The sequence below is a fragment of the Mesorhizobium sp. WSM4813 genome, assembly GCF_055811555.1.
This window is the reverse complement of record NZ_JBVVQU010000099.1, coordinates 1-11,596: the sequence shown is the minus strand read 5'-3', so window position 1 is coordinate 11,596 and position 11,596 is coordinate 1. Positions and strand designations below refer to the sequence as shown.

The following is an 11,596-nucleotide window of genomic DNA, read 5'->3' as shown; positions in this document are numbered from 1 at the left end:
TCCAACCCCACAAGCCAAACCTGCTGCCCGGCCAAAACTCCCTTGACACCTCCGAAGCAGATGTGTGCGCACGCTAGCCCTTGTGGGGAGGGGTTAGGGGTGGGGTCCCTCTTCGCAAAAATCCAAATGCGATTGCGTTGGTCACTTACCGGAGGAAGGCCTCTCAGTTTCTGTAAACCGGCTCCTGCTCGTCGAGGATCGCCCTCAGTTCGGAAAGGTGCCGCTCGGCCTGGCCGGGATAATCTTCCTGCTCCGTCGCCGCCTTCTCGGCGATTTCATCCGACAGGACCCGCAGCGATCGGCCGGTCCACAGCGCCTTGATGTAGGTCTCGGCGGCGCGTTCGAAATAGAACATGCGGTTGAAGGTGTCGGCGACGGTATCGCCGATGACCAGCACGCCATGATTGCCCATGACCATCACCTTGACCTTCGGATCGGTGAGCAGCTGCGAGCAGCGTTCGCCCTCTTCCTCGAACGCGAGCCCGCCATAGTGGCTGTCGACGACGTGGCGGTTGAAGAAGATCGCTGAGTTCTGGTCGATCGGCGGCAGCGTCGAGTCGGCGAGCGAAGCCAGCACCGTGGCGTGGATGGAGTGCACATGCATGACGCAGCGCGCATGACGGACATTGCGGTGGATGGCGCCATGCAGGCCCCATGCCGTCGGGTCGGGTGCATTCGGGCCGGAGAGCGTATCGGGATCGTTGGCGTCGATCAGCAGCAGGTCGCTCGCCTTGATGCGTGAGAAATGCACCTGGTTGGGATTCATCAGGAATTGCGAGCCGTCATCGTTGACGGCCAGCGAGAAATGATTGGCCACCGCCTCGTGCATGTTGAGCCGCGCCGTCCAGCGGAAGGCGCAGGCCAGATCGACGCGCTCCTCGTAGAAGGGCAGGTTGGTCAGCGGTTCTTTCTGCAGGCGGGCGATGCTCATCGAAAACCTCCGTGAAAGAAGCAAGGATGCCGCGCGCCGCAGATGCGCGCAACCGGTTTCGTTTGGTGCAGACGAACGCTTTGCCTCACGCCGCAGTGCTTCTGGCGGCGTCGACGCGTAGCCCGCCATGCTCGACGATGAAATCGATCACCTCCTGCAGGCCCTTGCCGCGCGACAGGTCGGTGAAGCCGAACGGCCGCTTGCCGCGCATGCGGGCGGCATCGCTCTCCATAACATCGAGGTCTACGTTCACATAAGGGGCGAGATCGCTCTTGTTGATGACCAGGAAATCGGACCGGGTGATCGCCGGCCCACCCTTGCGCGGGATCTCCTCGCCCTGGCAGACCGAGATGACGTAGAGCGTCAGATCAGCGAGGTCGGGCGAGAAAGTAGCGGCGAGGTTGTCGCCGCCGGATTCGATGAAGACGATGTCGAGATCGGGAAATTTTTTGGTCATCTCGGCGATCGCCTGCAGATTGATCGAGGCGTCCTCGCGGATGGCGGTATGCGGGCAGCCGCCGGTCTCGACGCCGATGATGCGATCCTCGGGCAGCGCCTGAAGCCGGGCCAGCATCATGGCGTCTTCCTTGGTGTAGATGTCGTTGGTGACGACGGCGATCGAGAACTCGTCGCGCAGCGCCTTGCAGAGTTTTTCGGTGAGCGTCGTCTTGCCGGAGCCGACCGGGCCGCCGATGCCGACGCGAAGAGGACCATTGACTTGTGTCATGCGACGAACTCCGTGATGGCAAGGAAGGCGAAGCCGAGCCCTACAACCAAGCAGAGCGGCGAATAGTAGCTGACATCAAGCCGCGCGAAAGGCTGTTCGGGCGCCAGCCGGCGCCACCACGGCGTGAAGCCTGCAATGCCGCGCCCCAGGAAGACCAGTGCGATGAGCAGCGCTGTCGCGGCAAGCCCGGCCTTGGGAAAGGGCGTGGCAAACACGCCTTCGAGCGCCATCGGCCACAGCGTCGCCAGGCCGAGGCAGGCGGCGACGGCGAAGCTGGCGAAGGGCGCCGGCATTTCGTCGACGCCACGGAAGCCGACCACCGCGCGGGCGCAGGAGGCAGCGTCCCTGCCCGGCCAGATGCCGCCAATACCCCAATAGACATGCAGCGTCGTGATCAGCAGCAGGACGAGCGAGAGCGCGAAAGCGAGGACGATCATGAGCGGAACAGCCGCGAATATTGCGTCTCGTGCTTCATCGCCATGACGTCCGAGACGAGCGCGCAGCCGCCGAGATCGTCCAGCGTCGAGCCGGCGGCACGGGCGGCGACGCCGAGCGCCAGCGGTTCGAAGCCCGCGAGCAGCGCGGTGGCGCCGGTCTGGCCGACGACGCCGAGCCGGATTGCGGCCTGGACGAGGTTGGAAAAGAAGGTCTGCAGGAAGGCGGCTAGCGCGTCCTGCAGCGCGATGCCATTGCCACCGGCCACCGCGCCGACAGCGACGCAATAGGCGCACTCGGCGGGCAGACGGTCCAGCACCTGGCACGGCCAGGCCGATGCCGCCTTCAGGAAGGCCGCGCCCTGCAGCATGGTCTCAGTGTGGCGCTCGCGCGAGCCGGCCAAGGCCTCTGCGAGTGCGGCGATTTCGGCGAGATCGCCGGCTTGCCGCGCGCGCCGCCAGCTTTCGGCAAACAGCACGGCATCGTTCCAGCCCGAGCCCATCTCGACCAGCGTCTCCAGCCATGCGGCGAGGTCTTTGCTGTCGGCGACCAAGCCGGCATGCACGGCTTGTTCGAGACCATGGCTGTAGGAAAAACCGCCGACCGGGAAGGCAGGCGACAGCCACGCCATCAGACGCAACAAAGCGACGTTGGAAGGCTGGTCAGTCATGGTCGTGTGAATGGCTGTGCGAGTGCGATTCGCTGTGCGTATGGGAATGCGCCTCGGCTTGGCTGTGTGCATGCGCCTCGGCATGGGCATGACCGTGACTGTGCCCGGAATAGGCGCCGCGCACCGGCTTGAACGGCTCGGAAACGTCGCTCACAGTCGCACCCAGCCCTTCCAGCATCGTCCTGATGACATGGTCGCGCAGGATGAGGATGCGTTCCGCTTCGATGGTGGCGGCAAGATGGCGGTTGCCGATGTGCCAGGCAAGCTCGGCTAGATGGACAGGGCCGCTGGCACGGATATCGTAGAGCGGTTCCTCGGCCGCAATGATCTCGATGTGGCGGCCATCCTCCAGCACCAGCCGGTCGCCATCGTTCAAGGCAATCGGCTCGGGCAGGTCGACCAGCACCTTGTCGCTACGGGCCGTTTCGATGGCGCGGCGGCGCAGATGCCGCTCGTCATGGGCAAGCACTGCGCTGTCATATGGCGTGACCGCTCCCGCTTGGCCGGCGGCGAGCACCGAGACGGCACGCGGGAATTTGGTGAAATCGGTGCGGATGTCTAGCTTCATGTAAAGCCTGCCTTTCCCAACAAGCGTAGCCTATCGCATCCGCCGCCCCAATGGCGATCGTGTCGAAGAGCCGCAGGATAAACGATATCTGGTAGACGAGGGCGACGGCGACGAAGGCGATGTGAAAGCGACGGTCGGTGGCAGCGGCTCCGGATAAATGCGGATCTGTAGTGATCCTTCGCGCCCCCCTCTGTCCTGCCGGACATCTCCCCCACTTGGGGGGAGATCAGCCGTCACCACCGCCTTCGCGAACCGCCACTGTAGCAGGAGCGAGCGGCGCGCCAAAGCTGCCAATCTCCCCCCTCGTGGGGGAGATGTCCGGCAGGACAGAGGGGGGCGCCTCGCTCCGCCATCAAAGGTTCTGCACCGTCGTGACGCTCTGAGGCAACGATTCCAACAAGGCGACGGTAGGGATCAAAACAAAAAATACCGTTGCGCCATCGGCAGCACCGTGGCCGGCTCGCAGGTGAGCAATTCGCCGTCGGCGCGGACCTCATAGGTTTCGGGATCGACCTCGACATGCGGGGTGGCGTCGTTGAGCACCATCGAATGCTTGCCGATGCCGCCGCGGGTGTTCTCGACGGCGACCATCTGCTTGTCGACGCCGAGCCGGCCACGCAGGCCGGCATCGAGCGCGGCTTTCGAGACAAAGGTGACCGACGAGTTGGTCATCGCCTTGCCATAGGCGCCGAACATCGGCCGGTAGTGCATTGGCTGCGGCGTCGGGATCGAGGCGTTGGGATCGCCCATCGGGGCGGCGGCGATCATGCCGCCGATCAGCACCATGTCGGGCTTGACGCCGAAGAAGGCCGGGTTCCACAGCACCAGGTCGGCGCGCTTGCCGACGGCCACTGAACCGATCTCGTTGGACAGGCCGTGTGCGATCGCCGGGTTGATCGTGTATTTGGCGATGTAGCGGCGGACGCGGAAATTGTCATTGTCGCCGGTCTCCTGCGGCAGCGAACCGCGCTGGCGCTTCATCTTGTCGGCGGTCTGCCAGGTGCGGATCGCTACTTCGCCGACACGGCCCATGGCCTGGCTGTCCGACGAGATGATCGAGAAGGCGCCAATGTCGTGCAAAATGTCTTCGGCGGCGATGGTCTCCTTGCGGATGCGGCTTTCGGCAAAGGCGATGTCTTCGGGGATCGATGGCGACAGATGATGGCAGACCATCAGCATGTCGAGATGCTCGGCCAGCGTGTTGACGGTGTAGGGCCGGGTCGGATTGGTCGAGGACGGGATGACGTTGGGCAGGCCGCAAACCTTGATAATATCGGGCGCATGGCCGCCGCCGGCGCCTTCGGTGTGGAAGGCGTGGATGGTGCGGCCCTTGATAGCCGCCACCGTGTTCTCGACAAAGCCGGATTCGTTCAGCGTGTCGGTGTGGATCATCACCTGCACATCATAGTTGTCGGCGACCGACAGGCAGCAGTCGATTGCCGCCGGCGTCGTGCCCCAGTCCTCGTGCAACTTCAGCGAGCAGGCACCGCCCAGCACCATCTCTTCAAGCGCGGCCGGCAAGGACGCGTTGCCCTTGCCTGACAGGCCGATGTTCATCGGGAACGCGTCGAAGGACTGGATCATGCGCGCCAGATGCCATGGTCCAGGCGTGCAGGTCGTCGCCAGCGTGCCATGCGCCGGTCCGGTGCCGCCGCCGAGCATGGTGGTGATGCCTGACATCAGCGCCTCCTCGATCTGCTGCGGGCAGATGAAGTGGATATGCGCGTCGAAGCCGCCGGCAGTCAGGATCTTGCCTTCGCCGGCGATGATCTCGGTGCCGGGACCGATGATGATGGTGACGCCGTTTTGCATGTCCGGATTGCCGGCCTTGCCGATCGCGGCGATGCGTCCGTCCTTGAGGCCGATATCGGCCTTGAAGATGCCGTCTGATGCATCGACGACCAGCGCATTGGTGATGACGGTGTCGACCGCGCCTTGCGCACGGGACACCTGGCTCTGGCCCATGCCGTCGCGGATGACCTTGCCGCCGCCGAATTTCACCTCTTCGCCATGAAGGGTGAAATCCTTTTCGACCTCGATGAACAGTTCGGTATCGGCCAGCCGCACCTTGTCGCCGACGGTCGGGCCGTACATCTGGGCATAGGCGGCGCGGGTGATTCTAGCCATCAGCAATTGCTCCCGAAATACGGCCCCAAATACAGCCGGCCGAAGCCCGGCCCCACATTGTCGCCATCCTATGGTCACGCAATGACCCGCTGGGCGACACCTTCCAATCCCATTTAACGTTTGAGGTGGCCGGGTTCACCCAAAGCGACCGTTTGCCAATCGATGGAAAGGAAGATCCATGCGCAAAACGATATCTCTCGCAGCCGCCGCCACCCTCCTGCTTGCGACCGCTGCCAGCGCCCAGCAACAGCCTGCGCCGCAACCCAGCGAGCCGCCGGCTTCGCCCGCTCCCGCGGCACCCGGCGCTCAGCCGGCAGCGCCGGCGATTCAGACCGTCAACGTCGTCGACATCGAGGAACTGCCGGAGGAAACGCAAACGAAGGTCAACGAAGTGATCGCCAAGCGCGGCGAGGACGGCCTGCAGAAATTGCGCAGCTCGATCGACGCAACGCCCCAGGTCAAGTCCGCGCTCGAAGCCAAAGGACTTACCTCGGCGCAAGTGATCGCCGCCAGCATGGACACCAATGGCGCGCTGACTTTGATCACCAAGAAAGCGAGCTGACGATGCGCTGTGGCGGGCCGGCACAAGGTCGGCCCGCCGCATTGGGGAGGGAACCTTCGCAGGCCGGGATGCGTTTCGACTTTTTGGCGTAGTACCCAGTCTCGAAAGAGTCTCTGAAAGCGAGCGATGGCGATCACCACCTTCCCCGACACCAGATGGCTGCATATGATTGCCGCAACTGCGTTTCTTGCGGCGAGCGTTCCCCAGGCCACGCTGAATGCGCAGGGCCTTGAAGGCCCGGATACCGTCGACAAGATCGTCGGCTCGGAGGTCGGCCAGGAAGAGACCAACACGGCTGTGGAAGCCGGCAAAGTCGCCACGGCGATCGACCGGACGCGTGAAAACATCGGTACGGTGCGCAAGACATCCAAGCTCGACAAAGTCGATATCGTGTTCCTTACCGACGCCGCGCGCACGGAAGGCGGTCTGCCGCCGGCGATAGAAAGCAAGGTCGAGCAGCATCAGGACGACATTGCGGAACTGCGCGAGGAGATCGAGGCGAACGCATTGCTGTTCAACGCCATCGACTCTCGACGCGTGCTGACCGAAGACGTTCTCGCCGTGGAATTCGATGATCCTGGAAAGGTCGTCATCTACGCGGCGGCCAAGCCGCCCAGCTGAGCCGAAACTGCTCGACGCTCTGGATCGCACAACGCGCCCAGGGGATCTCACAGCGTGCCCATGATCTTCTGCTGGAACCCGTAGACCTCGCGCTTGCCGCCGAGCGGCACCAAAGTGACGTCGCGCTCCTGGCCGGGCTCGAAGCGCATCGCCGTGCCGGCGGCGATGTCGAGACGCATGCCCCGCGCCTTGTCGCGATCGAATTTCAGACCCTCATTGGTCTCGAAGAAGTGGTAGTGGCTGCCGACCTGGACCGGCCGGTCGCCGCTGTTGGCCACTTTCATGGTGACGGTCGGCTGGCCCCTGTTGAGTTCGATCTCGCCACCTGCCGTGATGATTTCGCCCGGGATCATCGCCAGCCTCACAGCATGCCGAAGGCGAGACCGGCACCGACGGCAGCACAGGCGCCGCCAGCGGCGCGGCAAAGGCCCGGAAATCTGATGCCGAGGCCAAGACCGGCAGCGAGGCCGGCGGCATGGAGCAGTGCGGTGGCGACGGCAAAGCCGGCCAAATAGCCGAGCCCGCCGGCGTTTTCAGGCACCTCGGTGCCATGGGCGTGACCGTGGAACAGCGCGAACAGGCCGATGATAGCGACGCCGGCCGAAACCGGAAGATCGATCGCGAGGGCGACGAGCAGCCCCAACGCCACGACGGACGCCAATATGCCCGGTGCGACGAACAGCAGCGGCACCTGCAGCATGCCGAGCGCGCCGCCCGCCAGCATGACGCCAACGAAGGCGAGCGGCCAGGCAACAACCGCCTTGCCGCCCTTGAGCGCCGCCCACAACCCGACCGCGATCATCGCCGTCATGTGGTCGAGCCCGGAGAGCGGATGCATGAAGCCGGCTGACAAGGACGCGGTCGTGCCGATGCCGACATGGGCAAAAGCGGGCATTGCGGCGGCGAGAAGCAATATCGCCGAGAGGGACGTGCGTTTGATCGTTGTGGGGACCATCGATATGCCTTTTCGCTGTCGGGATCGTGCCGTCACGCGGCGTTGCGCGCCGGGCCGCAGCCTTCGGCCTTGAGGACGCGCTTTGTCGAGCCGGGATGTTTGTTCAGCATCGCTGCCGGCCGGATCGGGCGCGGTGCGAAATCACCGCCGCAGTTCGGACAAACGCCGCCCAGCACACGTTCCACGCACTCGGCGCAGAAGGTACACTCGAAGGTGCAGATCAGCGCATCCGTCGCCTCAGGCGGCAGGTCTCTGTCGCAGCATTCGCAGTTGGGGCGCAGTTCAAGCATTTTCCTCTCCTCACCTTATCGGCCCTCACCTTATCGGTTCATGCACGGTCACCAGCTTGGTGCCGTCGGGGAACGTCGCCTCGACCTGGACGTCGTGGATCATCTCGGCAATGCCCTCCATAACCTGCGCGCGGGTGACGACATGGGCGCCGGCCTCCATCAGCTCGGCGACCTGGCGGCCGTCGCGGGCGCCCTCGACGACGAAGTCGGTGATCAGCGCGATCGCCTCCGGGTGATTGAGCTTGACGCCGCGCTCGAGCCGCTTGCGCGCCACAATCGCCGCCATGGCGATGAGCAGCTTGTCCTTTTCCCTTGGCGTCAGGTTCATGCGTATCCCAGGAATGACATAATCGGAATCAGAGTGACCATAATTTGGGCAGACCCGCCCGTCCGTTGAGCAATTCGACGAGCGGAACCAGCCGCTTGCGGAGCTGGTAGCCGTCCTCGGCAAACAGCCTCGCAAGAAGCTTGCCAGATTTCTTCACGCTCCAGACGCTGGCGTCGCCCTGGCCGCCGATGATGTCCCGGGCCGGATCGAGCAAAGCCTCCACCCGCGGTGAGATCATCAGCACCGTGGCCATGGAGATGGCGCCGCCGGCCACGGCGGAACGGCAGAGAATGGCCGCGATGCCGGGCCCGATGCGGAAATCCTCGGCATGAACAAGCGCTCCGTCCTGGCTGATGCGCCAGCGGTCGTGGAAGCTGCCGTGCGTCGCGCGTTCGCCCATGGCGAGGCGGCCGAAGACGGTCGCCTCGAGTACCAGCGCCTCGGCGCCGGCGGCAAGCTCCAGGTCGAGCCTGCGGGCAAAGGCCGATCGATCGAAGACGATGGTTTCCTGCGGCAGCCAGGCGATGCGGCCGCCAGCGCCGACCGTCAGCTTCACCCGCACCTCGGCATGATCGGCCGCGGCGCGGTAGATTTTCTCGCAGGCCTGGGTGGTTATGGTGGCGGAGGCGCCGGCGCCGACATCGACCTCCCAACGGAGGCGGTCGCCGCCGGTCAGGCCGCCGGCGGTGTTGATCAGGACGGCTTCGAGCGGATCGGCCGAGACGGCCGGCATACGGATCTTGGCGGAACCATCCTGATACAGGCGCCGAATACGCGTGCGGCCGCCATTCTTGTCGCAGCCGAGCTGCGCCATTCCGGCGACACGCTGGGTCGGCGGGACAAAGGTCAGGCCATTTTCGATCATATCCATGGCGCTAACGTTAGCACTCCGCCGGCTTTGTCGACATATAGCTTGTTGCTTGACAACGTTTCGGTTTCTATAGAGGAGCCGTCTTGGTACGGTCACGCAGCGCCTGGCAAAGGCGATGATGACAATTTGAGCCTGGGGAAAACAGGCGCCGATCCGTTGGCGTCGAGAAACGACAAGGGTTGGGGAAGGAACCGAATGGCTGACCAGCTGGCAACGGACATCATCGAGAAGATCAAGGCCCATGCCGAGCCGGGTGGCGAAGAAATCACCACCAGCACCGAACTGACCTCACTTGGCATCCATTCGCTGGAACTGACGGAGATCATCTTCGACCTCGAGGAACAGTATGGCATCGAGATCGAGATGAACACGGTGGATGCCTGGAGCAATTTGAAGAACGTCGGCGACATGGTCGAGGCGGTTCGCGCACTGATCGCGAAAAAGCCTGACTGAATGCACAAGCGCGTCGTCATTACCGGCATCGGCGGCTTATGCGGGCTCGGCACCAATGTGCCGGCGATCTGGGACGAGATGCGCGCCGGCCGCTCGGCCATCGGCCCGATCGTCAATTCGGAGCTGCATGACCTGAAAATCAGGGTCGGCTGCGAAATCAGGACGCTTCCCGAGCACGGCATCGACCGCAAGCAGGTCGTCTCAATGGATCGCTTCAGCCTTTTGGCGACGATCGCCGCGCGGGAGGCCGCGCAACAAGCCGGACTAACCTCGCACGCAGCCAACACCTACCGGATGGGCTCCATCGTCGGCGTCGGCGTCTGCGGCTGGGAGGCGATCGAAGAGAGCTATCGCGCCATCCTGCTCGAAGGCAAGAACCGCACCGGCATCTTCACCGTGCCGAAAGTGATGCCGGGTGCTGCGGCCGGCCATGTCAGCATGAATCTCGGCCTGCGCGGGCCGGTCTTCGGCATCACCTCGGCCTGCTCGTCGTCCAACCACGCGATTGCCTCGGCGGTCGACCAGATCAGGCTCGGCCGCGCCGATGTCATGCTCGCCGGCGGCACCGATGCACCGCTGGTCTGGGGCATTCTGAAAGGCTGGGAGGCGCTGCGGGTGCTGGCGCCCGACACCTGCCGGCCGTTTTCGGCCGATCGGCAGGGCCTGGTGCTCGGCGAAGGCGCCGGCATGGTTGTGCTGGAAACCTACGAGCATGCCATGGCGCGCGGCGCCCCTATACTCGCCGAAATTGCCGGCGCCGGCCTTTCCGGCGATGCGTCCGACATCGTCGCGCCGACCGTCGAAGGGCCGGAGGCGGCGATGCGCTTCTGCCTCGTCGATGCCAGGCTCAACCCGGAAGACATCGACTACGTCAACGCGCATGGCACCGGCACCAAGGCCAACGACCAGATCGAGACGGCGGCGATCAAGCGCGTCTTCGGCGACCATGCGCAAAAGCTTTCGATCTCCTCGACCAAATCGATGCACGCCCACTGCCTCGGCGCGTCGGGCGCGCTGGAGCTGATCGCCTGCGTGATGGCGATCCGCGGAGGCATCGTGCCGCCGACCGCCAATTTTCGCGAAACCGACGCCGATTGCGATCTCGACATCACACCGAATGTGGCGCGCGAGCGCAAGGTGCGCGCGGCGATCAGCAACGGCTTCGCCTTCGGCGGCACCAATGCGGTGCTGGCGTTCAAGGCGGTCTGACCGCAACCGGTTCCCAGATACGGCGAGACTTCTTGCCACGCGCTGCCGCGCGAAAAATCCCCAGGAGTTTCGATGACCGACCTGTCCGCCTTTCCGATCGCCACGCGCTGGCCGGCCAGCCATCCCAGCCGCATCCAGCTCTATTCGTTTCCGACGCCGAACGGGGTGAAGGTGTCGATCGCGCTGGAGGAAATCGGCCTGCCATACGAGGCGCATGCGGTGAACATCGGCAAGAACGAAAGCTGGACGCCGGAATTCCTGTCGCTGAACCCCAACGGCAAGATCCCGGCGATGATCGATCCGGACGGCCCGGGCGGCAGGCCGATTGGGCTGTTCGAATCCGGCGCCATCCTGCTCTACCTCACCGACAAGACCGGCAGGCTGATCCCGGCCGACCCAGCGCGGCGTTACGAAACCATCCAGTGGGTGTTCTTCCAGATGGCCTCGATTGGGCCGATGTTCGGGCAGGTCGGCTTCTTCCACAAATTCGCCGGACGCGAGATCGCCGACAAGCGGCCGCTGGCGCGCTATCGCGACGAGTCGCGGCGGCTAATCGGCGTGCTCGAGACGAGGCTGAAGGGCCGCAGCTGGATCATGGACGACGATTACACAATCGCCGATATCTCGATGCTGGGCTGGGTGCGCAATTTGATCGGTTTTTACGAGGCAAGGGAGCTGGTCGGCTTCGACGATTTTTCCCATGTCGCGGCATGGCTGGAACGCGGCCTTGCCCGGCCGGCGGTGCAAAAAGGTCTTGCTATCCCCGCGCGGAGCTAGAGCGTTCTGTTTTTAGGTAGACGCATATCCGGCGTTCTTGATGTAGTTGGCGCATTCCGCCGGCGTGTAATG

General features: G+C 64.2%; 16 protein-coding genes. 5 read left to right on the top strand and 11 right to left on the bottom strand.

Annotated features, from left to right (window positions below; all coding sequences use genetic code 11):
• Positions 1-163: 163 nt before the first annotated feature.
• The 6 genes from AC0L25_RS31375 to ureC form a co-directional block, all read right to left on the bottom strand.
• The gene (locus AC0L25_RS31375) at positions 164-931 is read right to left on the bottom strand and encodes a class II aldolase and adducin N-terminal domain-containing protein (protein ID WP_473599015.1); all 768 of its coding nucleotides are present in this window, start codon (positions 929-931) and stop codon (positions 164-166) included.
• Positions 932-1,016: 85 nt separating this feature from the next.
• Positions 1,017-1,658, bottom strand: a complete 642-nt coding sequence (ureG, locus tag AC0L25_RS31370; RefSeq protein WP_473599014.1) for an urease accessory protein UreG — start codon at positions 1,656-1,658, stop codon at positions 1,017-1,019.
• On the bottom strand, positions 1,655-2,095 hold the full coding sequence (locus tag AC0L25_RS31365) for a DUF3995 domain-containing protein (protein ID WP_473599013.1): 441 nt from the start codon (positions 2,093-2,095) through the stop codon (positions 1,655-1,657). The genes ureG and AC0L25_RS31365 overlap by 4 nt, the downstream gene beginning before the upstream one ends.
• Positions 2,092-2,763, bottom strand: coding sequence for an urease accessory protein UreF (locus tag AC0L25_RS31360; RefSeq protein WP_473599012.1), 672 nt, complete (start codon positions 2,761-2,763; stop codon positions 2,092-2,094). Before AC0L25_RS31360 ends, AC0L25_RS31365 begins: the two co-directional genes overlap by 4 nt.
• Positions 2,756-3,331 (bottom strand): urease accessory protein UreE, encoded by a 576-nt coding sequence (gene ureE, locus AC0L25_RS31355; protein WP_473599011.1) that lies wholly within the window; start codon positions 3,329-3,331, stop codon positions 2,756-2,758. Before ureE ends, AC0L25_RS31360 begins: the two co-directional genes overlap by 8 nt.
• Before the next feature lie 414 nt (positions 3,332-3,745).
• Positions 3,746-5,458 carry an urease subunit alpha gene (gene ureC, locus AC0L25_RS31350; RefSeq protein ID WP_473599010.1) on the bottom strand — a complete coding sequence of 571 codons (1,713 nt, stop codon included), beginning with the start codon at positions 5,456-5,458 and terminating at the stop codon, positions 3,746-3,748.
• Between the two features lie 178 nt (positions 5,459-5,636).
• Between ureC and AC0L25_RS31345 the strand changes: the two genes are divergently transcribed.
• Together AC0L25_RS31345 and AC0L25_RS31340 are read left to right on the top strand one after the other, a co-directional pair.
• Entirely contained in the window at positions 5,637-6,020 is a 384-nt protein-coding gene (locus AC0L25_RS31345; protein ID WP_473599009.1) for a hypothetical protein, read from the top strand.
• A gap of 126 nt (positions 6,021-6,146) precedes the next feature.
• Positions 6,147-6,641, top strand: a complete 495-nt coding sequence (locus AC0L25_RS31340) for a hypothetical protein (protein WP_473599008.1) — start codon at positions 6,147-6,149, stop codon at positions 6,639-6,641.
• Between the two features lie 47 nt (positions 6,642-6,688).
• On the opposite strand, the gene AC0L25_RS31335 is transcribed toward AC0L25_RS31340, so the two are convergent.
• From AC0L25_RS31335 to AC0L25_RS31315, 5 genes are read right to left on the bottom strand one after another with little or no spacing between them, the layout of a single operon-like run.
• The gene (locus AC0L25_RS31335) at positions 6,689-6,994 is read right to left on the bottom strand and encodes an urease subunit beta (RefSeq protein WP_473599007.1); all 306 of its coding nucleotides are present in this window, start codon (positions 6,992-6,994) and stop codon (positions 6,689-6,691) included.
• 8 nt (positions 6,995-7,002) lie between these two features.
• Positions 7,003-7,596 carry a HupE/UreJ family protein gene (locus AC0L25_RS31330; protein WP_473599006.1) on the bottom strand — a complete coding sequence of 198 codons (594 nt, stop codon included), beginning with the start codon at positions 7,594-7,596 and terminating at the stop codon, positions 7,003-7,005.
• 32 nt (positions 7,597-7,628) lie between these two features.
• Positions 7,629-7,886 carry a DUF1272 domain-containing protein gene (locus AC0L25_RS31325; protein ID WP_473599005.1) on the bottom strand — a complete coding sequence of 86 codons (258 nt, stop codon included), beginning with the start codon at positions 7,884-7,886 and terminating at the stop codon, positions 7,629-7,631.
• Positions 7,887-7,911: 25 nt separating this feature from the next.
• On the bottom strand, positions 7,912-8,214 hold the full coding sequence (locus tag AC0L25_RS31320) for an urease subunit gamma (RefSeq protein ID WP_023801505.1): 303 nt from the start codon (positions 8,212-8,214) through the stop codon (positions 7,912-7,914).
• Between the two features lie 28 nt (positions 8,215-8,242).
• On the bottom strand, positions 8,243-9,085 hold the full coding sequence (locus AC0L25_RS31315) for an urease accessory protein UreD (protein WP_473599004.1): 843 nt from the start codon (positions 9,083-9,085) through the stop codon (positions 8,243-8,245).
• Positions 9,086-9,280: 195 nt separating this feature from the next.
• On the opposite strand from AC0L25_RS31315, the gene AC0L25_RS31310 reads away from it, so the two are divergent.
• From AC0L25_RS31310 to AC0L25_RS31300, 3 genes are all read left to right on the top strand, one after another.
• Positions 9,281-9,538: an acyl carrier protein gene (locus tag AC0L25_RS31310; RefSeq protein ID WP_023801503.1), complete on the top strand. Its 258-nt coding sequence runs from the start codon at positions 9,281-9,283 to the stop codon at positions 9,536-9,538.
• On the top strand, positions 9,539-10,747 hold the full coding sequence (locus AC0L25_RS31305) for a beta-ketoacyl-[acyl-carrier-protein] synthase family protein (RefSeq protein ID WP_473599003.1): 1,209 nt from the start codon (positions 9,539-9,541) through the stop codon (positions 10,745-10,747).
• 72 nt (positions 10,748-10,819) lie between these two features.
• Positions 10,820-11,524 carry a glutathione S-transferase family protein gene (locus tag AC0L25_RS31300; protein ID WP_473599002.1) on the top strand — a complete coding sequence of 235 codons (705 nt, stop codon included), beginning with the start codon at positions 10,820-10,822 and terminating at the stop codon, positions 11,522-11,524.
• Positions 11,525-11,596 lie beyond the last annotated feature (72 nt).